Source organism: Campylobacter sp. CNRCH_2015_1657 (assembly GCF_025772685.1).
GTDB lineage: Bacteria > Campylobacterota > Campylobacteria > Campylobacterales > Campylobacteraceae > Campylobacter_D > Campylobacter_D lari_D.
Window position 1 is genome coordinate 1 of the sequence record NZ_JAKMSO010000003.1, and the last position, 19,713, is coordinate 19,713.

Sequence of the window (19,713 nt, forward strand, 5' to 3'; positions counted from 1 at the left end):
GTGTTAAGATGATAGCTTATAATCAAATTATCTGAAAAATCATACCCATTACAATCATAACTTCAACAAATACTTCAAAAAAATATACAAAAAATAAATATAATTAATATCATTATAAATAAAATTATTCATAAAATATCCACTATTTAGAAAATGAATATCAATACTTTATATTATTTTATATATTTTTATTAAAATTAGAAAAAATTGGAAAATTTTATGAAACTTTTATAAAAAATTGTTATATAATACCTATTAAGTTCATAAACGAAACTTAAATAAAACCCACAAGGAGTACATCATGGGAACAAGAAAAGAACACGACTTTATTGGTGAGTTAGAAATTTCTGATGAAGTTTATTATGGAGTGCAAACTTTTAGAGCACTAGAAAACTTCAATATGAGTGGTAGAAGACTACAAGATTATCCTTATTTTGTAAAAGCTTTTGCTCAAGTTAAAAAAGCAGCTGCTCTAGCTAACAAAGAAGTTGGAGTTCTTGATGCAGATAAAGCTGATGCTATTGCTAAAGCTTGCGATAGATTGATTGCTGGTGAATTTTTAGATCAATTTGTTGTGGATATGATCCAAGGTGGTGCTGGTACTAGCACAAATATGAACACTAACGAAGTTATCACAAATATTGCTCTTGAAAGTATGGGTCATAAAAAAGGAGAATATCAATACCTTCACCCAAATGATCATACAAATTTAGGTCAATCTACAAACGATACCTATCCAAGCTCAATCAAAGTAGCAACCTATGCAAAACTTAGTGATCTTTTAAAAGCTATGGAAGGTTTAAAAGCTGAATTAGAAGCTAAAGCTAAAGAATACAAAGATATCATCAAAATGGGTAGAACAGAACTTGAAGATGCGGTTCCTACAACCTTAGGAAACACTTTCAATGCTTTTGCTAGCTATATTAAAAGTGATATTGAAAAGATCACAGCAGCTCGTGAGTCAATGAGCTATTTAAATTTAGGTGCTACAGCTATTGGAACAGGAATTAACTGCCACCCTGATTATAAATTTGTGGTTGAGAAAAAATTAAAAGAAATCACTGGTGTTGATTTTAAACCTGCTGAAGATTTCATTGCAGCTACTCAAGATACAGCTGATTTTGTACATGTAAGTGGCGCATTAAAAACTGCAGCTGTAAGATTATCTAAAATCGCAAATGATTTAAGGTTGATGAATTCAGGTCCAAGATGCGGTCTAGCTGAAATTAGTTTACCTGCTATGCAACCAGGTAGTTCTATTATGCCAGGTAAAGTAAACCCTGTAATTTGTGAAGCAGTTGGCGAAGCTTGCTATGAAATTATAGGTAATGATGTTACTATTATGCTTTGCTCTGAAAGAGGTGAATTTGAACTTAATGCTTTTGAGCCAGGCATTGCTTATGGGTTATTTAACTCGATCGTATTGCTTGAAAATGCAATGAAAACTTTAGCTGAAAAAGCTATTAAAGGATTAAAAGCAAATCCTGAAAACTGCAAAAAACTTGTATTAAATTCAATCGGAATCGTGACTGCATTTAATCCTGTTTTAGGTTATGAAAAATCAGCAAGTATTGCAAAAGAAGCTCTAGAAACTGGAAAAGCAGTAGGTGATATTTGCCTTGAAAGAGGCTATTTACCAAAAGAAAAAATTGATGAGATTTTAACACCAGAAAATATGTTAAATCCTCATATGACAGAAAAAAGAAAAGCTTAATAACTTAGGAGTTTAATCATGGATATTATGATTATTTTACAACTTGTTGTCTTCCTTGGGGCAATATTCATAGGTATCCGCCTTGGCGGCATAGCAATAGGCTATGCCGGAGGTTTGGGTGTTGTTATTTTAGGTCTTGTTTTAGGCATGAAGCCAGGTAATATTCCTTGGGATGTTATTTTAATCATCGCTGCTGCTATTGCTGCGATTTCTGCAATGCAACAAGCAGGTGGCTTAGACTACATGGTAAAAGTTACTGAAAGAATTTTGCGTAAACACCCAAAATTCATTAATTATCTTGCACCAGCTTGCGGTTGGTTACTTACTATTTTAGCAGGTACCGGTAATGCAGTATTTTCATTAATGCCTGTTGTTATTGATGTTGCAAAATCTCAAAATATTAAGCCATCAGCTCCACTTTCATTAATGGTTGTTGCTTCACAAATTGGTATTACAGCTTCTCCAGTTAGTGCTGCTGTTGTTTATATGACTGGTGTATTAGAGCCACTTGGCTGGAACTATCCTGCATTAATTGGAATTTGGATTGTAACTACTTTTGCTGCTTGTATGATTACAGCTTTTATTGTAAGTTTAATTACTCCAATGGATCTTAGCAAAGACCCTGTATATCAAGAACGCTTAAAAGCTGGTCTTGTAAAAAGTGCTTCAGATGTTTTACATAGTGAAGATAAACCGGGTGCAAAACTTTCAGTTGCTATATTTTTATTTACGGTATTAGCAGTTGTTCTTTATGCTACTGCAATTTCTAATAATATTAAATGGATTGATCCTGTAGTTATCCCAAGAGATGCTGCAATTATGAGCTTTTTATTAACTGCTGCAACTTTAATTACATTCTTATGTAAAGTTGAACCTGCAAAAATTTTAGATACAAGTGTATTTAAATCAGGTATGACAGCTTGTGTATGTGTATTTGGTGTTGCTTGGCTTGGAAATACTTTCGTTGCAGGCCATGAAGCAGGTATTAAAGAAGTAGCGGGTGAATGGGTTAAACAAACTCCTGCTATGCTTGCAGTTGCTTTCTTCTTTGCTAGTATGCTTTTATACTCTCAAGCAGCTACTGCAAAAGCTATTGTCCCAGTTATCGTTGCTGCATTAGGAATTTCAGCTACAAATCCTGCAGATTCTTATATGCTAGTTGCTTGTTTTGCTGCTGTTTCAGCACTTTTTGTACTTCCAACCTATCCTACTTTATTAGGTGCAGTTCAAATGGATGATACAGGTACAACAAGAATTGGAAAATTCATATTTAATCACGCATTCTTTATTCCGGGTGTATTAGCTATTGCTATTGCTGTTTCATTAGGATTTTTAGCAGTAGGAATGCTTTAATGCTCTTACTTTCCGCTTTTAGCGGAAAGTTTTCTTCTTTTACTTATTAACTAATTTTAAGTAGAATATTTTTTTAATTTTTAAAGAAATAAAATGGCAAAATTATCTTTAGATAGAAATAATATAAGAATCTTATTTATAGGTTATATACTTATAGCTCTTTTTGGCACTTTCATCCTTATGCTACCCATTATGCACACTAAACCAATATCTTTTTTAGATGCATTTTTTACTAGTGCTTCAGCTGTAAGTATGACAGGACTCATTGTGCTAAATACTTCATTAGATTTTAGTTTTTATGGACAGCTTGTTATTTTACTACTTATCCAAATAGGTGGTTTAGGCTATATGAGTATAGCCATGGCTTTATATATTTTAGTACGAAAAAAGATGAGTTTTGGAGAAAAAAATCTTTTAAGAGAATCCTTAATTTATCCTGGTGCTGATGGACTTGTAGGTTTTTTGAAAAAGGTTTTATTTTTTGTATTTGCTATTGAAATTGTTGGTGCTGTTTTATTATTTTTAAGATTTAAATTAGATATGAATTTAACTGATGCTCTATGGGCTAGTATTTTTCACTCCATTTCTGCTTTTAATAATGCAGGTTTTAGCATATTTGAAAGTGGTTTAATGCCTTATAGAGATGATTTTTGGATTAACTTTATCATTACCTCTTTGATTATTATTGGCGGTTTGGGCTATTTTGTATTGCTAGAATTATACTTTTTTTCAAAAAAACGCTTTGCTAGTCTAAGTCTGCATACAAAGCTTGTTTTAATTTCCACTATTATACTAATCATTTTTGCAAGTTTGATTGTGTTTTTATTTGAATATCACAACCCAAAAAGCATAGGAGAATTTTCTCTTTTTGATAAAATTATGAGTGCATATTTTACAGCGGTAAATTACCGAACTGCAGGATTTAACACTCTTGATCTTAGCACCTTTAAGGATGCAAGCTTATTTTTTGGATCTTTGTTTATGATTGTAGGTGGTGCACCAGGTGGAACTGCAGGGGGCATTAAAGTAACTACTATTGCGGTACTATTAATTTATGCATATTGGAGTATCAAAGATAGTAATACAAGAATTTTTAACTTTGAAATTCCAAGCGAAACTATTAATAAAGCTTTCATTATAGCAGTAAGTTCAATTGTTTATATTATTACCTGCGTGTTACTTTTATCTTTGATTGAAGATGATAAAAGTTTTTTACCTTTGCTTTTTGAAACAAGTTCAGCATTTGCCACAGTAGGTGTTTCGGTTGGCGATGGTGGGACCTTATCACTTAGTGCGCTTTTTAGCTCCGAAAGCAAACTTATTGTTATTTTACTAATGCTTAGCGGTAGAGTGGGTGTGCTTGCGTTTTTATTTAGTATATTTTTTAAAGAAAAAGAAAAATATTTAAATTACCCAAAAGGAAAAATCATACTATGAAAAAAGAAACTTATGGTATTATAGGACTTGGAAGATTTGGCTCTGTTTTAGCAAAAGAACTTATTGACCAAGGCAAAAGAGTTATTGTTTCAGATATTGATGAAGAAGCTGTTAAAGAGTTGCAAGATCATGCAGATTTTGCTTATATCTTAGATTCTACTCACACCATAGCTTTGAAAGAAGCGGGCTATTCAAATGCTGATGTTGTCATACTTAGTATAGGTGAAAATCTAGAATCAAGCATACTTACCTTCATGGCCTTAAAAGAAATAGGGGTAAAAAATATCATAGCTAAAGCAAATTCTTCTACACATGGACAAATTCTTTCAAAACTTGGAGTTAATAAAGTCATCTATCCTGAAAAAGAATCTGCAAAGCGTTTGGCTAAAATTCTTATCACTAATCCAAATTTTGAAATCATAGATCTTTCAGCCAACACCATAAAGGTAGCAAAACTTTTAATCGATGAGAATTTAGCGGGGAAAACTTTGCAATCCATTGGACAAAATTTAAAAGTCATTGCACACAAACAACATGATACTTGGAGCATTATGCCAAATCTAGAAAATACCGCTTATTTAAACGATATATTAATGCTACTTGGCACTCAAGAAGAACTTAATCAATATGATTATTGAAGATTTTAAATGCTACTTTTACTTTGCACTATCAATATGATAAATCTAGAAAAGAAATTCTAACGCACGGCTACACAGACCCGATCCATATTCTAGGTCACTAAATTTTTAATGTCCTTGTAAAATAAGGACATTAAAATAAATTAAATATAATCAAAAAACTATACTTATAAGCATTCTTGAAAGCTAATTTACAAAATATAAAAAATAAATATAACATTAAAGAGATATTTTAAGTGGTGTCAAGGGGGAGACTTGAACTCCCGACCTCCGGCTTATGAGACCAGCGCTCTAGCCAGCTGAGCTACCCTGACATAAAAAGGAGTTAAAATTATACTTTATTTTGCTTAACATTTTATAAAATACTTATTTTATAAATTTTATATATTTTTTAACTTTTTTGTGCTAAAAATATGAAATTATATTTAAAAAGGATTTTAATGCAAATTAGCTCAAGTTATGGCGGTGCCTTTTATACGCAAAATCCTTATCAAAACAAAGACAAAGAACAAACAAAAGAAAATATCTCTGAAAAAGAAAACCCACAGCAAACAAAAGAAAATAAAAACGATCAAGAAAAAGATGAAAAAACTCAAAAAGTTAATGGTAAAGACTTAAGTAGTGAAGAAGTAAAACAGGTACGAGAGCTTGAAAAAATCGACAGAGAAGTAAGGGCTCATGAAGCAGCCCACCAAGCAGCAGGTGGAGCCTTAGCAGGAGCTGCAAGTTTTGGCTATACAAGAGGTCCTGATAATAAAATGTATGCAGTTGAAGGAGAAGTGCCTATAAGAATGCAAAAAGGCAATACTCCTGAAGAAACTATAGCCAATGCTATGCAAGTAATTGCTGCAGCTATGGCACCAGCTGATCCTAGCCCCCAAGATTATAAAGTAGCAGCTAATGCTATGCAAATGCAAAATGATGCACGCACCGAACAAGCTAAAATAAAAGCAGAAGAATCAAAAACTCAAAATGATAAAAATAAAGACGAAGACGATAAAAAAGCAAATCCAAATTCTAAAGCCATAAAATCATACACACAAAATTCATCACAAGATTACATAGGAAGTCAGTATAATAAAAGTGCATAGTGGCAGAGAGGAAGGGATTCGAACCCTCGGTGAGTTACCCCACACACGCGTTCCAGGCGTGCTCCTTCGACCACTCGGACACCTCTCTAAAAATGAAGATTATAACTTATTTTTTTAAATTTATACTAAAAAAGGGATTTTATGAAGCTTTTTTACTCTTGTTTTTATCTTTTTATTTTACTTTTTTTAAGTGCTTGTTCAAATCATGCTAATGTTAATTTATCTTATGAAAAAGCCTTTGTAAACAAACAATGCGATGAAAATACTTTAACTTTAAAAAATGCAGACAAAGACACTATATACACAGGGTTAAATTTAGCCTCTTTAGCAAGAGTTTGTAAAGATTATGAAAAAAGTAATGCTTTTTTTGATAAAGCAGAAGAGGCTTACAAATATGATGTAGATTTACAAAACGGGCTTCAAAAAGCCACAAGAAATTTTAGCGAAATTTTACTTAATGACACCATCAATGATTATCAAGGTTATTTTTATGAAAGGATTATGCTAAATACCTACAAAGGTTTAAATTATATGAGCTTGGGAGATTTTAAAAATGCAAGAGTAGAGTTTAACAGAGCTTTATACAGACAAGATAGAATGAAAGAATATTTTTATGATTATATACAAAAAGCTCAAGAAGAATACCAAAAAGAACTTCAAAAAGATAAAAAAACATATGCGAGTTTTCAGCAAAATTTAAGCCCTATCTATAAACAATATGATAATCTTCTTAGCACATTTAACGCAAATAAAAATTATACTAATATCTATGCTAGTTATCTTAGTGCTTTATTTTTCTTTTTTGATAAAGATTATATTAAAGCTTATGATCTTTTAAAAGAAGTAGCATTAAGCGATGTAAAAAACAAACAACTTCAAAAACAATTTCAAGTATTTGAAAAATTCACTCATTTAAAAACATCCTTCCCTCAACAAAAATATATTTTTATCATTTATGAAGATGGTTTTAGTGCTACAAAAGAAGAATTTGATCTTACCCTGCCATTTGTTTTTAATGATAATCTTGCAAATATTAGTGTAGCTTTTGCTTATTTAAAATCAAGAAATGCTTCTTATAAATTCTTGCAAAGTCAAGATGAAAAAACACAAAATCTAATTTATTTTGATGATATTATAGCAAGTGAATTTAAAACTCTTTTACCCTCTATGGTGATAAAAACCCTAGCCTCAAGTGCTCTTAAAACTTCAATTAATTTAGCCATAGCTAATAATGATTCTAGTGGCTTTTTATCATTTATTAGCACTGTTAGCACTGCTTTAATCAATAAAGCAGATCTTAGAATGTGGCAAGCTTTACCAAAAAGTGCTAGTATTTTAATGCTAAAAAATGAAGGTTTAGTTAAAATTTATGATGATAAAGAAAAAATAATCTTTGAAGATGAGCTAGAAAAAGATAAAAATTATATTGTGCTTATAAGATCTTTTGTGCCAAATTCAAATATTATTTACAAAATTAAAGAAAAATAAGGAGATAAAATGAAAAAAAGTTTATTTTTTATGGTTTTTGCGCTTTTGATTTTCAGTGCTTGTTCTTCACAACCAAAATATACTGATGGTAAAGCTTCGCAAAAAGTTCAAGGAAACGCACTTACTTTAGGACTTGATAGAGAAGATTTTGAAAAAACTGCTGAAGATATGATACAAAGCTTGCTTAGTGATCCTGCTTTTGCAAATTTAAATAGCTCTAATAGAAAAGTTATTGCCATAGGAAAAATCATCAATGACACCCCGCAAAGAATAGACACAGATAAACTCACTTCGAAAATTACCATAGCATTAAGAAAATCTGGTAAATTTATATTAACAACCGCTGTAGCAGCAGGTGGAGCAAAAGATAGTTTATCTCATGATGTAAGAGATTTAAGAGACAATGAAGAATTTAATCAAAATTCCATAGCCAAAAAAGGCACACTTTTGGCCCCAAATTTCTCACTTTCTGGTAAAATCAGACAAGATACCGTTAAACTTTATAATGGCAAAATCCAAACTGAATATTTTTTCCATTTAATTCTTACAGATTTAACTAGCGGTTTAGCTTTTTGGGAAGATGAAAAAACTATTGATAAAACAGGTAAAAGCAAGAGTGTAACATGGTAAAAAAACTACTAATTCTTTTTTTCGCTCTTGTTTGTTTTTGTCAAGCACAAAGCGCTTTAAACAAAGAAAGTTATGGTGAGGGTTTTGGAAATACAAGAAGTGAAGCAATAAAAAATGCCATCAATGAAGCTCTTGGGAAAATGGAGGGCTTAAAACAAGTTAAGCTTAAAAAATTCGAATTTAGCTTTAATGGAAATTTCAATATAGGATATGATGAAGAAATAGACTTAGTTAGCAATGGAGTTTTTAATAGCTATGATATTAAATCTTTAACTCAAACAAATCAAAATGAATTCCATGCAAAAGTTGTAATTTACAAAAAACTTTATAGTGAAAAAAATCTTGAAGATAAAAGTTCGCTAATTATCATCAATAAAGTTAAAGATGAACTTTCGGCTAAATTTGAACAAGAGCTTTTAAGCGTTTTGCTCCAAAGTAAAAAATTTAGAATTTTAGATAGAGCAAATCTTGATCTTTATAATCAAGAAAAATCTTTACTTATAAAAAATGCAAGCGATGATGAACTTGTTAAGCTTTATAATGTTTTAGGGGCTGATTTTTTACTTATTTTAAACCCTAAAATAACACAAACACAAAATGAAATTAACACTCAAACTTATAATATTAACATTGATTATCGTTTGATAGAATTTGCTACAACTCAAATCAAAGCTTCCAATACCTTAGAATTTAAAATGAGTTCTACAAGCAAATCAAGCAAACAAAAAGCCCTTAGAGGTATAGCTACAAAAATTACCGAAGATATTTTTAAACATTCTAAAGACAATGACAAAGAAGAAGAAATAGAACATGGTTTGGATGCAAACTATCAAATCAACAATGAAGGTGGAGTTAATTTAGGTTTTTAAAATGCAAAAAGCATGGGATATTAATGCAAAATTTTGGGATGTACAAATGGGAGATGATTCTAATGAATTTCATAAAAAAGTTGTGCATCCTAAAGTTGAAGAATTGCTAAACATACAAGATGATGATTATATTCTAGATATTGCTTGTGGAAATGGAAATTTTTCCGCTTATATGTGCAAAAAATATAATATAAATGTTTATGCATTTGATTATAGTGATCAAATGATAAAATTAGCAAAACAAAGATGGAAAAATTTTTTACACAAAATTCATTTTCAAACCATAGATGCTAGCGATGAATTAACTTTGCAAAATTTAGCTAAAAAACACACCTTTAGCAAAGCTGTTTCAAATATGGCTATCATGGATATGGAAAATATCCAGCCCTTATTTAAAAGTCTTTATTTTCTACTAAAAGAAAATGGAATTTTTGTTTTTGCTACTCAACATCCTTGTTTTGTAACATTAACTAAAAAATATCTTAGTCCGCATAATTATCTTGGGTATGCATTTGAAAAACAACCTGTAAAACATCACTACTACCACCGTTCTTTGGAAGAAATTTTCAACACTTGTTTTAAAAATGGTTTTATCATAGATGGATTTTTTGAAGAACCTTTTTTAGATGAAGAATTTCCTGAAATCATAATTGTCCGAGCAAGGAAAATCAGTTTTTAAATTGCAAAAACTCACATCTTTTGCAAAGGTCAGCTTTTAAAATTCCTTGCTTAAAGCCTTCTTTTAATTCTATATATAAAGACGAATTTAAAAGCTCGCTAAAATCTTTTTCAAAACAATTTCCAAGTTTTATATCCCCTTTAGTATCCAAACAACAAGGCACTAAAGTTCCATCGCTTAAAATAGCAATTTGTCCATTTAAAGCATGACAACACCCATTCTCCCTAATAACCTCATCCTTTAAAGAAGGCCATTTAAAAAGCCTAGCTTGGTGTAACATAACATGCCTTTCTAGGCGATTTTTAGCTTTTTGCTTTTGAATTTTTACTTTAAAATTTTGCTCTAAAAAATCATAAATTTTCTCATTTTCTAAAGGTGGGTTGAAATTTTTATCTAAATTCCAAAGTCTTAAATTGATAAAAGAATTGTTTTTATTTTCCAAGTGCAAAAAAATAAGTTTTAAAACAGGCTCAAAGTATTCTTTTAAACTCATTCTACTTTGAGATAAAAAGGCGCCCAAAGAAATATTGATTTGTCGTATGTTTTTAGAATCTAAAACAAGTTTTATTTTCTCATCATCAAAATAAAACCCGCTTGTAGTAAGTTCTATTTGCATATTAAATTTAAAAGCTATTTTTAAATACTCTTTTAAATTTAAAATCCTTAAAGGATCTCCAAGCACATGAAAAGTAAAAAGCTTGGCATGACTATGCACACTTTTGCAAATTTTTTCAAAATTTTCAAGGTTTATTTGTTTTCTTTGCGCTTTTTGACTAGGACAAAAATCACATTTTAATCCACAAATATCACTTAATTCTATATAAATTTTCTCAAAATGCATAATCACTCTTTTTAAAAAGTTCAAACGCCTTTAGGGCAAGTTTTGAAAGTGCAAGATGTTCTAATTCTTTATAAGAAAATGTTTTTGCTTTGAAATCTTCAAAATCATCATCTTTTAAAAAATACACCTTGGCATTAATTTTATATTTGGTGTAAGAGTGTTTAAATTCACCTATGAATTTTGCATTTTTTTCTTTATTGTATTCTAAAAAATTATACATATTAAAATATAGCTTTTCTTTGCTTTTGATAAGCAAAAACTGCTCATTTTTTTGCACTATGAGTATATTTAAAATAATATTTTCATATTGAGTTTTTTTAGATACATGAAATTTTTCATATTCATTTTTTCCACTACAAAAACTCTCTATGGGGCAAAGCTTGCATTTTGCATTTTTAGGTAAACAAATCAAAGCCCCTATATCCAACAAAGCTTGATTATGATCAAATGCATTATCATAGTTTAAAAACTCTTTTGCTTTTTGCGTTAAAAGTTTAGAGTTTGGATTTTGCAAACTATAAAATCTACTCAAAACTCTTTTAATATTTGCATCCACAAAAGCTTTAGCTTGTAAAAAACCAAAACAAGCTATAGCACCAGCTGTATATTCTCCAATACCAGGAAGTTTTTGAAGCTCTTTAATGTCAAATGGTAATTTTGCATTAAATTCTTGCACACAAATTTTTGCACATTTATGTATATTCCTAGCTCTAGTATAATACCCAAGTCCTTGCCAAGCTTTTAAAACCTCATCTTCGCTTGCCATAGAAAGTGCTTTTAAAGAAGGAAATTTAGCTAAAAACTGAAAATAATAATTTTGCAAAACACTCTTTACTTGAGTTTGTTGTAACATAATCTCGCTAATATAAACAGCATAAGCATTATCAATATTTTTTAGCTTTTTTAAATCATCCTCGCTACCATATTTTCTATATTCTTTATGCAAAATACGCCAAGGAAGGTTTTTTCTACCATTCTCGTTATACCATTTTAAAATACTTTCATGAATTTTTCGCATTAAAACTTTCTTTGTTTTTAAAAATTATACAATCTATTCTTAAAAGCTTTATGTTAAAATTAAAAAAATATTTTTAAAAAGGAGTAAAAATGAAAAGTTTTTTAAAAGGTTTAGGATTAGGATTACTTTGTTTAGTATTGTTTGTACTAGGAGTAGTTTTTAATACTGAATTTTTAGGTTTAAAAAATCATAATAAACAAAATGTAGAATTTTCAAGAAATATAGAAGTATCAAATGAAATCATGCCAAATGTTTTTAATGCTGTTTTAAATTTTAGCGCGAGCGAAGAACTTAGTAAAAAAACTATCATCTCTAGTGATGAAAAAAATCATATTGCTAAAACTTTCAAAGAAATTTCAGATCGTATTGCCAAAGAAGACTATTGTAAAGGTGGAAGTTATACTTTAGAGCCAAGTTATAATTATTATCAAGGAGTAAAAACACTTAATGGGTATAGATTGTATTCTAATTTCACTTGTCAAATCCCACAAAATAAAAATAAAGACTATGAAAATCTTATAAAAGATATAGAAAATATCAGCAATACTAATACTTTAATTTCTTTTAATACTAAAGCCTTGCAAGCAGGATTTGACGAAGCAACCTTAGAAGCAAACAAAGAAGATTTATACGATCTTGCGCTTAAAAAAGCTTTTGAAAAAGCTCAATATTATTCTAAAACTTTAACAAAAACTTGCATAGTAAAAAATGTTCATTTTGATAGTTGTAATATCAAATACAATTCTCCAAGTTTAGCAGTTAGTGCAGATAGTGTAGTGCTTCCTGTTATTAAAAATGAGAAGCAAAGCTTAAAAGCTAATGTGCTTTTTGTTTGTCAATAAATTTTATTTTGGCTTTATCTTGGGTTTTTATAATTTCTCATCATTAATTTAAAGGAGAAAAAATGAAAAAAATTATAGGTTTATTTATTATGGGTTCTTTAGCAGCCTCTTTAGCATTTAGTGCTGATTTTTCCAAAAAAAGCAATGATGAAATTTTAAATCTTGCAAAAAGCGTAAAAGCACAAGATCAAGCTGACTTAATTATAGAAATGAAAAAGAGAATGAATGAGATGAAATACAAAGACGCAAAAGTTTTTCATCAACAATTTAAAAGTAACTTACGCGAAAACATCTCTAAACTTTCTCCTCAAGAAAGAAGTCAAAGAAAGGCTATCGTTCAAGAAGATATGCAAAAACTAACCGATGAAATGAGTGGCAAAGAAATACGAGATTTAAATTTACATCATTATAATAAAAATGAACACAAAGCCCATAAAATGAATCATCAAGGGCATGGTGCAAATCATGGAAATTGCTCAATGAGATAAAATGGCAGCAAAAATTCTACTCTTAGAAGATGATTTAAGCTTAAATGAAATCATCAATGAAGCCTTAAGCGATGAAGGTTTTAAAGTCTCTTGTGTATATGATGCACAAGAGGCACTAGAAAAAGCTTATGAAGAAAATTTTGATCTTTGGATTTTTGATGTTAAAGTTCCAAAAGGCAATGGTTTTGAAGTATTAAAGGAATTAAGAGAAAGTGCTAAAAACACTCCTGCTATATTTTTAACTTCTTTATCCATGCTTGATGATGTAAAACAAGGATTTTTATCAGGTTGTGATGATTATATTAAAAAGCCTTTTGATGTTGATGAGTTAATTATCCGTGTAAAAAATATCATTAAAAGAAATTTTAGTCATCAAAAGGAAGACTTAATCTTACTTAGCTCTTCAAAAAATATTTCTTTTGATCCTATCAATAAAACCCTTTATCAAAATGAAGAAATTATCAACCTAACTAATAAAGAAAAAGAACTCCTAGCTTTACTTTTAAAAAAACGCCCTCATTTTGTAAATATAGAAACTATTTTTGACGAAATTTGGAGTTTAGATGAAGAGCCTGTGATCATGAGCCTTAGAGTGTATATCAAAAATTTAAGAAAAATTCTTGGTAAAGACCTTATCATCAATCAAAGAAATATAGGCTATGCCATTAGGCTAGAAAATGAAAAGTGAAAACTTTAATAATACCATTTTTAAAATCCTAGCCCTTTATATCATCACAAGTGGCGTATTTTTAACGATTTTTTTTATTACTTTTTATCAAAAAGAAGCAAATTATATACGATTAAATCAAATCACACACTCATACACTCACTATAATTATATTTTACAAAATATCATCGAAGCAAGACACGATAAAAATTTATTAAACAAAGATGATTTTTCTTATATTTCTAAAAAAATAAATACTCAATTTGCTATTGTTGCAAACAATCAAATCATTTTTAGTAATTTAACTTTTGATGCTTTAAAAATATTAACACAGCTTAAAGAAAACAACTTTATTTACAACGAAAACAAAAGATTATTCATAGATTTTTCAAGGATTAGAAATCTTAATACTTATATAGATACGAGTAATTTAAGAAAGCCAAAACACCATTCTCATTTTTTGAGACATAAAAATATCCATATCATTATAGAAACGGAAGATCTTGGCTTTAAAAAAGAACAATACCGCAAAGATAATTACAATAATTTAGATATTAACGATTATGCTAATGAACTTTGGAAACTAAAATTAAAAACTATTTTTTATACACTTATATGTATTTTACTACTTGCTATAATTGCTTATATACTCATCTTGCTTGTTTTTAAAAATATCAAAGAACAATTTAAAACACTCAATGATTTTATTAAAGATACCACGCATGAAATTAACACACCTTTGAGCGTGATTTTAGCTAGTATTAAAAAATTTGATGATACAAATTTAAATCCAAATAACACTAAAAAACTAAATCATATCAAACTAGCAAGTAAAAATTTAAATCATATTTATCAAAACCTCATAGCCTTAAATTTTTTCTTACAAAAAGAAAATACAAAAGAAGATATAAATTTAAAAGAACTTTTAGAGCAAAGATTAGAATATTTTGACACTTTAATCTCTCAAAAAAATCTCATCATTGAAAAAGAGCTTTTAGAGCAAAATTTCTATGCAAATAAAGAAGAAATGCAAATTTTACTTGACAATCTTTTAAGCAATGCCATAAAATACACCAATACTAATAAAAAAATCTTTATTTGTTTAAAAGAAAAAACACTTAGTATTAAAGATGAAGGTCAAGGTATGAGCGCTAAAGAAATTACTCAAATTTTTACACGCTACAAACGCTTTAATCAAGACCAAGGTGGTTTTGGCATAGGCTTAAATTTAGTCAAACAAATAGCCGATAAAAACAATATCAACATAAAAGTTTTGAGTAAAAAAGATAAAGGAAGTGAATTTATACTTTCTTGGTAGGGATAAAAATGGAAATTTGCTTAGAAAAAATTAAAATAGATAACGCTTGGAAGGAATTTTTAAAAGAAGAGTTTTTAAAGCCTTATTTTTTAGAAATAAAAACTCATTATATCAATGCTTTAAATGAAAGAAAAACTATATATCCGCCCGCGAATTTAATCTTTAATGCTTTTAATCTAACCCCTTTACAAGATTTAAAAATCATACTTTTAGGACAAGATCCTTACCACAACCCTCATCAAGCCATGGGTTTGAGCTTTAGCGTGCCAATGGGTGTTAAAATTCCCCCATCTTTGCTTAATATCTATAAAGAATTGCAAGATGACTTAAACATTCCTATAGCAAAACATGGTGATTTAAGTAAATGGGCTAAACAAGGAATTTTACTTTTAAATTCTATTTTAAGTGTAGAAGCAAATAAACCTGCTTCACATGCACATTTTGGTTGGCAAAAATTTACCGATGCGGTCATATCAAAACTTAGCAATGAAAAAGAAGGATTGATATTTTTACTTTGGGGAAATTATGCTAAAAATAAAAAAAATTTAATCAACCCTCAAAAACACTTTATCCTAGAAGCAGCACATCCTTCGCCTTTAGCGAGAAATGCTTTTTTAGGTTGCAAGCATTTTTCAAAAAGTAATGAAATTTTATCAAAACTTGGTAAAAGTCTTATTGATTGGAATTTAAACCCTTAATTTACTTAAAACTTATATACTTTCAAAAATTTTCAAAAAAAGGAATACAATGACTTGTCCAGTTTGTGTAAATACTGACTTATTGATGAGCGAAAGAAATGGAGTTGAAATTGATTATTGTCCAAAATGCCGTGGTGTTTGGCTTGATCGTGGTGAGCTTGATAAAATCATAGAAAGAAATTCTTCTCAAAGTACGCAACAACCTCAACAACAAAATTATAACCAACAAGCAAACTACCATCATAATAACGGCTATAAATACAAGAAAAAAGAAAGTTGGCTTGGGGAATTATTTGACTTTTAAGCCCAAAGGCTTAAAAGTTTTTATATTTTTACTTTAATTAAAGCATTTTCTGCCATTTTTGGCACCCATAAATACTCACCATCAAAAAACATATCTGCAGGACCTTTTATAGAAGCCAAATCAAGTTTTATTTCTTTATTATCTTTTAGAGTATAAATATATCCTTGAAGATTTTTACCCCAACTTGACACTAAAAGATTTTTATTTTTATCATACACAATGCCATCAAATTGTTCTATTTTTTTGCTTAATTCTTGAATTTTCTTTGAATTTAAATCAATACTAATGATTTTCCCACCTGCTTTATCACTTGGATCATAACCTGCTACAAATAAAGTATTTTTATCTATTAACAATCCATTTGGGCCACCATATTTTGAATCTAAATGGATAAAGTTTTCATATTTTTTATCCTTTAAAAATACTTTGTGGATGTATCCTGTACCTGTGTCACTAACTAATAATGTGTCATTATTTAACACAGCAATATCATTTAAAAATACCGCATTTTTTATAGGAAGTTTGAAAATTTCTTTTTTATTTTTTATATCAAAGCCATATAAAATATCAATATCAACCACATATAAAACATCACCTATTTTAGACATACCTTTTGGAGCATTAAGACCTTTTATAAATTCTAATTCCAAAATTTTTCCATCTTTATCTAATTTTGAAATAAAACCATCATTGTCTTTATTTAATGGAGTTAGCTCTTTTCCTACATTAGATACATAAACTGCATTTTTATCTACATATACACTTTCAGGATGTGCAAAACCTTTAAATTCTTGAACCTCTAAAGCATTTGCGCTACAAAATGCAAATAAGGCCAAAGTTAAAATACTTTTTTTCATAATTGTTACCTTTCTTAAATTTTATTAACAAATTCTAATAAAAAACCAAAATAAAATCTATCATTTTTAAGATAAAAAATATAAGTTTTTTGACTTTTGTTCTTGTTTTGGGGTAATGCCATATCTTTTTTTATATCTTGCTATAAACCAAGCAGGAGAATTAAATCCAAGTTCATAGCAAATTTGAGTGATATTTTTCGTAGAAAATTCAAGTAAAAATTTAGCTCTTTCAAAACGCTTGTTATCAAGCCATTCTTTAGGAGTAATACCAAAACTTTGTTTAAAATTACGACTAAAACTTGCTATATCCATTTTACTAAATTTGGCCATAGAAGCTACACTTTCAAAGTCATTTTGACAATATGCAAACATCTTATAAAGCTCTAATTTAAAACCACTTAAAATGGCTTTTAAAAAAGCTAAAAACTCTGCATTATCTTCACTATATAATAAAGACAAAAATAATTCTTCAAATTTTAATCTAAGCAGATATTCATTTTTCTCATTAAATTCATTTATACAAGGTAAGAAAGACTCGAAAATACCTTTAGTTATCAGATTAGTTTTTAAACTAAATAAACTTTTAGCATATTTTGGAGAATCTAATTTACAAATTAATTCTTGATATTTAAAAATAAGTTCTATTAAAATACTTTCCTTAAAACACAAAATAATAGATTCATATATATTTTCATCATTTAAATAATCTCTAATGGAAAAAGAATTTTTTGTAAAAAACACAAGCTCATCTTTTTTTACATTAAACTGATTATCCATAGTATAAATACTTTTAGAACCTTTTAAAATAAATACTAAAGCATAATCTTTAAATACAACTTCTTGATTTTTATCATTTGAAAAATCTTTTTGATACCAACATAAAGAAAAAAAAGTATTTTTCAAAACATTTTGACTGATTTTTTCAAGATCTTTTGGAAAAATTAACATATATACCTTTTTATAAGTTTTTTGATTATTTATATAATACAATAAAAAATATTTTTTATTAAGAATTTATGTTACAATATAATTAATTTCAATTAAAAAAGGAGAAAAAATGAAAAAAATCATTCTAGGTTCTTTACTAGCATCAAGCTTTTTATTTGGAGCAAATTTAGAAAATTTTAATCCAAAAGCACAAAAAGATCATTTAGTTATCAAAATGGAAATTCTTGATAAAAAAGCTAATAAAGATGCAGGCGAAGTTGTAGCAGTACAAACTCCTTATGGGGTAGCATTTTATCCAAATCTTAAAGGTTTAGAAAGTGGAATTCATGGCTTTCATGTTCATGCAAATGCTGATTGTGGAGCAACTGATAAAGGTTTAGGTATGAAAGCAGGTGGACACTGGGATCCTGAAAAAACAGATGCTCACTCAAGCCCATGGGATGATAAAGGTCACAAAGGGGATTTACCACCACTTTATGTAGAAAAAGATGGTAAAGCAACTAACCCTGTATTAGCACCAAAAATCAAAACTCTTGATGAGCTTAAAAATCATGCTCTAATGATACATTTTGGAGGAGACAATCACAGCGATCATCCTGCAGCACTTGGCGGTGGCGGTGCTAGAATGGCATGTGGTGTTATAAAATAAAAATCTAAAGGCTTTTTAGCCTTTAGTGTTATTTAAAAAGCTTAGTAAAATCAAAATCGCCCATAAAATCATGGCTTGATCCGCCAAAACTTTGACTAGGACTATAAGTAGCAATAGCCACTGCAAGCTCACTAAGCATAGAAGCTATTTCTTCTCTTTTATCGACTATATAAGCTTTCATACCTTCATAATCACTAGTTTCTAAAATTTTTAAAGGATTATAAATTTCAAAAGCAAATGCCTTTGAACCAACATTTACATTATAATTATTATCAAATAAAGCATTACCTAAAAATGAGCAATTATCTACTATTTTCAAACTTTCACTAGCAATTAAAACTTTATCTTGCACATCTTCATAGTTTTTATCTTCTAGAAGTTTTGAAATTTTTTTCAATGAAGAATCTAAAATTTGCAAAGCACCTATAAAGTCATTAGCATCAGTAATATCTTCACTAAATTTTTGCGTTTGATGTTTTAAATTTGCACCATCTATACTTGAACCTACTTGTCCTAAATGTTTTTGTAAGATTTCTAATTCATCTCTCATAATACACCTTCCTTGTTATTGCTATAACAAGAAAAGCATTTTTTATTCCAAATTTTGATCTACCCAAACTCTAAAATCTTTAGCAAAAAGCAAAAAAACCTCATCATAGTTTTGGATTAAAATTTGAGGATTATTATCATTTAATTCTTTTTCATAGTAAAAGTACTTACTCGCTATAAGTTTTTTAGTGTTTATTTGCACTAAATTTAAATTAATACCAAACTTTATTTTAGAATGCAACTCATCACTAAAATCTTGCTCTAAAATATCCACTTTACTTTCTAAAACATAATCAGCACTAGCTAGACTATCTTGATTTAAAACTGCTTTAAATACCCCTAAATCTTGCAAATGAAATTCCAAAAAAGATTTTATCATTAAAGCAGGATTTTCTTTCCAAAAATGATAAGCATAGGTATTGATAGTATAATCTTTTTTATAAAAAATTTCATTAGTATAAGCTAAGCCTTTAGGTAAGGAAACTATAATAGTTGCATTTTTTTTATTTTGACTTTGCTCTAGCTTTTCTAAATTAATACTAAAATATTTATTTGCAGGTAAAGTTTGACTTGGATTAATCAAAGAGCAAGCGCTAAAAAAAATAGCTATTAAACTAATATATAAATATCTCATT

22 protein-coding genes and 2 tRNA genes are annotated in these 19,713 nt (G+C 28.9%); 16 read left to right on the forward strand and 8 right to left on the reverse strand.

All coding sequences use genetic code 11. The annotated features are described in order from the left end of the window. Positions 1–301: 301 nt before the first annotated feature. The 4 genes from L8X27_RS02845 to L8X27_RS02860 all read left to right on the forward strand — a co-directional run bounded on the left by L8X27_RS02845 (position 302) and on the right by L8X27_RS02860 (position 5,142). The gene (locus L8X27_RS02845) at positions 302–1,714 is read left to right on the forward strand and encodes an aspartate ammonia-lyase (RefSeq protein WP_263681024.1); all 1,413 of its coding nucleotides are present in this window, start codon (positions 302–304) and stop codon (positions 1,712–1,714) included. A gap of 18 nt (positions 1,715–1,732) precedes the next feature. Then, entirely contained in the window at positions 1,733–3,067 is a 1,335-nt protein-coding gene (locus L8X27_RS02850) for an anaerobic C4-dicarboxylate transporter (protein WP_133319185.1), read from the forward strand. A 93-nt stretch (positions 3,068–3,160) separates the two neighbouring features. Next, positions 3,161–4,504: a TrkH family potassium uptake protein gene (locus tag L8X27_RS02855; protein WP_263660354.1), complete on the forward strand. Its 1,344-nt coding sequence runs from the start codon at positions 3,161–3,163 to the stop codon at positions 4,502–4,504. Continuing rightward, the gene (locus L8X27_RS02860; protein WP_133319183.1) at positions 4,501–5,142 is read left to right on the forward strand and encodes a potassium channel family protein; all 642 of its coding nucleotides are present in this window, start codon (positions 4,501–4,503) and stop codon (positions 5,140–5,142) included. The genes L8X27_RS02855 and L8X27_RS02860 overlap by 4 nt, the downstream gene beginning before the upstream one ends. Before the next feature lie 237 nt (positions 5,143–5,379). Here L8X27_RS02860 and L8X27_RS02865 read toward each other — a convergent pair. After that, positions 5,380–5,456 (reverse strand) — tRNA-Met (locus L8X27_RS02865). A 126-nt stretch (positions 5,457–5,582) separates the two neighbouring features. On the opposite strand from L8X27_RS02865, the gene L8X27_RS02870 reads away from it, so the two are divergent. Then, a complete protein-coding gene (locus tag L8X27_RS02870) occupies positions 5,583–6,233 on the forward strand; it encodes a putative metalloprotease CJM1_0395 family protein (protein ID WP_263661462.1) in 651 nt (216 codons plus the stop codon). Here L8X27_RS02870 and L8X27_RS02875 read toward each other — a convergent pair. Beyond that, positions 6,234–6,321: transfer RNA gene (locus L8X27_RS02875), tRNA-Ser, on the reverse strand. A 53-nt stretch (positions 6,322–6,374) separates the two neighbouring features. On the opposite strand from L8X27_RS02875, the gene L8X27_RS02880 reads away from it, so the two are divergent. Genes L8X27_RS02880 through L8X27_RS02895 form a run of 4 tightly spaced genes read left to right on the forward strand, consistent with a single transcriptional unit; the run spans position 6,375 to position 9,899 of the window. Next, the gene (locus tag L8X27_RS02880; protein ID WP_263681025.1) at positions 6,375–7,721 is read left to right on the forward strand and encodes a hypothetical protein; all 1,347 of its coding nucleotides are present in this window, start codon (positions 6,375–6,377) and stop codon (positions 7,719–7,721) included. Between the two features lie 9 nt (positions 7,722–7,730). Beyond that, entirely contained in the window at positions 7,731–8,351 is a 621-nt protein-coding gene (gene lpoB / locus L8X27_RS02885; protein ID WP_133319180.1) for a penicillin-binding protein activator LpoB, read from the forward strand. After that, complete coding sequence (locus tag L8X27_RS02890) at positions 8,345–9,220, forward strand: CsgG/HfaB family protein (protein WP_259443361.1); 876 nt, start codon at positions 8,345–8,347, stop codon at positions 9,218–9,220. Before lpoB ends, L8X27_RS02890 begins: the two co-directional genes overlap by 7 nt. Before the next feature lies 1 nt (position 9,221). Continuing rightward, complete coding sequence (locus tag L8X27_RS02895; RefSeq protein WP_263681026.1) at positions 9,222–9,899, forward strand: class I SAM-dependent methyltransferase; 678 nt, start codon at positions 9,222–9,224, stop codon at positions 9,897–9,899. Here L8X27_RS02895 and L8X27_RS02900 read toward each other — a convergent pair. Together L8X27_RS02900 and mutY are read right to left on the reverse strand one after the other, a co-directional pair. Next, positions 9,889–10,740: a radical SAM/SPASM domain-containing protein gene (locus tag L8X27_RS02900; protein ID WP_263681027.1), complete on the reverse strand. Its 852-nt coding sequence runs from the start codon at positions 10,738–10,740 to the stop codon at positions 9,889–9,891. The genes L8X27_RS02895 and L8X27_RS02900 overlap by 11 nt on opposite strands. Continuing rightward, positions 10,730–11,758, reverse strand: coding sequence for an A/G-specific adenine glycosylase (gene mutY, locus L8X27_RS02905; RefSeq protein WP_263661846.1), 1,029 nt, complete (start codon positions 11,756–11,758; stop codon positions 10,730–10,732). The genes L8X27_RS02900 and mutY overlap by 11 nt, the downstream gene beginning before the upstream one ends. A gap of 89 nt (positions 11,759–11,847) precedes the next feature. Between mutY and L8X27_RS02910 the strand changes: the two genes are divergently transcribed. The 6 genes from L8X27_RS02910 to L8X27_RS02935 all read left to right on the forward strand — a co-directional run bounded on the left by L8X27_RS02910 (position 11,848) and on the right by L8X27_RS02935 (position 16,075). Continuing rightward, the gene (locus L8X27_RS02910) at positions 11,848–12,600 is read left to right on the forward strand and encodes an SIMPL domain-containing protein (RefSeq protein ID WP_263681029.1); all 753 of its coding nucleotides are present in this window, start codon (positions 11,848–11,850) and stop codon (positions 12,598–12,600) included. Positions 12,601–12,662: 62 nt separating this feature from the next. Continuing rightward, positions 12,663–13,088 carry a DUF1104 domain-containing protein gene (locus L8X27_RS02915; RefSeq protein WP_258108242.1) on the forward strand — a complete coding sequence of 142 codons (426 nt, stop codon included), beginning with the start codon at positions 12,663–12,665 and terminating at the stop codon, positions 13,086–13,088. A 1-nt stretch (position 13,089) separates the two neighbouring features. Next, positions 13,090–13,776: a response regulator transcription factor gene (locus tag L8X27_RS02920; RefSeq protein WP_263661454.1), complete on the forward strand. Its 687-nt coding sequence runs from the start codon at positions 13,090–13,092 to the stop codon at positions 13,774–13,776. Continuing rightward, the gene (locus L8X27_RS02925) at positions 13,766–15,073 is read left to right on the forward strand and encodes a sensor histidine kinase (RefSeq protein ID WP_263664483.1); all 1,308 of its coding nucleotides are present in this window, start codon (positions 13,766–13,768) and stop codon (positions 15,071–15,073) included. Before L8X27_RS02920 ends, L8X27_RS02925 begins: the two co-directional genes overlap by 11 nt. Before the next feature lie 8 nt (positions 15,074–15,081). Then, positions 15,082–15,771 (forward strand): uracil-DNA glycosylase, encoded by a 690-nt coding sequence (gene ung / locus L8X27_RS02930; protein WP_220567033.1) that lies wholly within the window; start codon positions 15,082–15,084, stop codon positions 15,769–15,771. Positions 15,772–15,820: 49 nt separating this feature from the next. Further along, a complete protein-coding gene (locus L8X27_RS02935) occupies positions 15,821–16,075 on the forward strand; it encodes a zf-TFIIB domain-containing protein (RefSeq protein ID WP_133319172.1) in 255 nt (84 codons plus the stop codon). A 20-nt stretch (positions 16,076–16,095) separates the two neighbouring features. Here the strand turns inward: L8X27_RS02935 and L8X27_RS02940 are convergent, their stop codons facing one another. After that, entirely contained in the window at positions 16,096–16,932 is an 837-nt protein-coding gene (locus L8X27_RS02940) for an ATP-binding protein (RefSeq protein ID WP_263659153.1), read from the reverse strand. Between the two features lie 66 nt (positions 16,933–16,998). After that, complete coding sequence (locus tag L8X27_RS02945) at positions 16,999–17,880, reverse strand: helix-turn-helix domain-containing protein (RefSeq protein ID WP_133319170.1); 882 nt, start codon at positions 17,878–17,880, stop codon at positions 16,999–17,001. Positions 17,881–17,989: 109 nt separating this feature from the next. Here L8X27_RS02945 and L8X27_RS02950 point away from each other — a divergent pair, with 109 nt between their 5' ends. Then, on the forward strand, positions 17,990–18,529 hold the full coding sequence (locus tag L8X27_RS02950) for a superoxide dismutase family protein (RefSeq protein WP_133319169.1): 540 nt from the start codon (positions 17,990–17,992) through the stop codon (positions 18,527–18,529). Positions 18,530–18,557: 28 nt separating this feature from the next. On the opposite strand, the gene L8X27_RS02955 is transcribed toward L8X27_RS02950, so the two are convergent. Together L8X27_RS02955 and L8X27_RS02960 are read right to left on the reverse strand one after the other, a co-directional pair. Then, on the reverse strand, positions 18,558–19,079 hold the full coding sequence (locus L8X27_RS02955; protein ID WP_133319168.1) for a flagellar FLiS export co-chaperone: 522 nt from the start codon (positions 19,077–19,079) through the stop codon (positions 18,558–18,560). Positions 19,080–19,121: 42 nt separating this feature from the next. Beyond that, complete coding sequence (locus L8X27_RS02960; protein WP_133319167.1) at positions 19,122–19,712, reverse strand: hypothetical protein; 591 nt, start codon at positions 19,710–19,712, stop codon at positions 19,122–19,124. Between the last annotated feature and the right edge of the window lies 1 nt (position 19,713).

Coding starts and splice junctions, on each gene's coding strand:
- L8X27_RS02845 (WP_263681024.1), top strand. CDS start 302: ATGGGAACAAGAAAAGAACACGACTTTATTGGTGAGTTAGAAATTTCT.
- L8X27_RS02850 (WP_133319185.1), top strand. CDS start 1,733: ATGGATATTATGATTATTTTACAACTTGTTGTCTTCCTTGGGGCAATA.
- L8X27_RS02855 (WP_263660354.1), top strand. CDS start 3,161: ATGGCAAAATTATCTTTAGATAGAAATAATATAAGAATCTTATTTATA.
- L8X27_RS02860 (WP_133319183.1), top strand. CDS start 4,501: ATGAAAAAAGAAACTTATGGTATTATAGGACTTGGAAGATTTGGCTCT.
- L8X27_RS02870 (WP_263661462.1), top strand. CDS start 5,583: ATGCAAATTAGCTCAAGTTATGGCGGTGCCTTTTATACGCAAAATCCT.
- L8X27_RS02880 (WP_263681025.1), top strand. CDS start 6,375: ATGAAGCTTTTTTACTCTTGTTTTTATCTTTTTATTTTACTTTTTTTA.
- lpoB (WP_133319180.1), top strand. CDS start 7,731: ATGAAAAAAAGTTTATTTTTTATGGTTTTTGCGCTTTTGATTTTCAGT.
- L8X27_RS02890 (WP_259443361.1), top strand. CDS start 8,345: ATGGTAAAAAAACTACTAATTCTTTTTTTCGCTCTTGTTTGTTTTTGT.
- L8X27_RS02895 (WP_263681026.1), top strand. CDS start 9,222: ATGCAAAAAGCATGGGATATTAATGCAAAATTTTGGGATGTACAAATG.
- L8X27_RS02900 (WP_263681027.1), bottom strand. CDS start 10,740: ATGCATTTTGAGAAAATTTATATAGAATTAAGTGATATTTGTGGATTA.
- mutY (WP_263661846.1), bottom strand. CDS start 11,758: ATGCGAAAAATTCATGAAAGTATTTTAAAATGGTATAACGAGAATGGT.
- L8X27_RS02910 (WP_263681029.1), top strand. CDS start 11,848: ATGAAAAGTTTTTTAAAAGGTTTAGGATTAGGATTACTTTGTTTAGTA.
- L8X27_RS02915 (WP_258108242.1), top strand. CDS start 12,663: ATGAAAAAAATTATAGGTTTATTTATTATGGGTTCTTTAGCAGCCTCT.
- L8X27_RS02920 (WP_263661454.1), top strand. CDS start 13,090: ATGGCAGCAAAAATTCTACTCTTAGAAGATGATTTAAGCTTAAATGAA.
- L8X27_RS02925 (WP_263664483.1), top strand. CDS start 13,766: ATGAAAAGTGAAAACTTTAATAATACCATTTTTAAAATCCTAGCCCTT.
- ung (WP_220567033.1), top strand. CDS start 15,082: ATGGAAATTTGCTTAGAAAAAATTAAAATAGATAACGCTTGGAAGGAA.
- L8X27_RS02935 (WP_133319172.1), top strand. CDS start 15,821: ATGACTTGTCCAGTTTGTGTAAATACTGACTTATTGATGAGCGAAAGA.
- L8X27_RS02940 (WP_263659153.1), bottom strand. CDS start 16,932: ATGAAAAAAAGTATTTTAACTTTGGCCTTATTTGCATTTTGTAGCGCA.
- L8X27_RS02945 (WP_133319170.1), bottom strand. CDS start 17,880: ATGTTAATTTTTCCAAAAGATCTTGAAAAAATCAGTCAAAATGTTTTG.
- L8X27_RS02950 (WP_133319169.1), top strand. CDS start 17,990: ATGAAAAAAATCATTCTAGGTTCTTTACTAGCATCAAGCTTTTTATTT.
- L8X27_RS02955 (WP_133319168.1), bottom strand. CDS start 19,079: ATGAGAGATGAATTAGAAATCTTACAAAAACATTTAGGACAAGTAGGT.
- L8X27_RS02960 (WP_133319167.1), bottom strand. CDS start 19,712: ATGAGATATTTATATATTAGTTTAATAGCTATTTTTTTTAGCGCTTGC.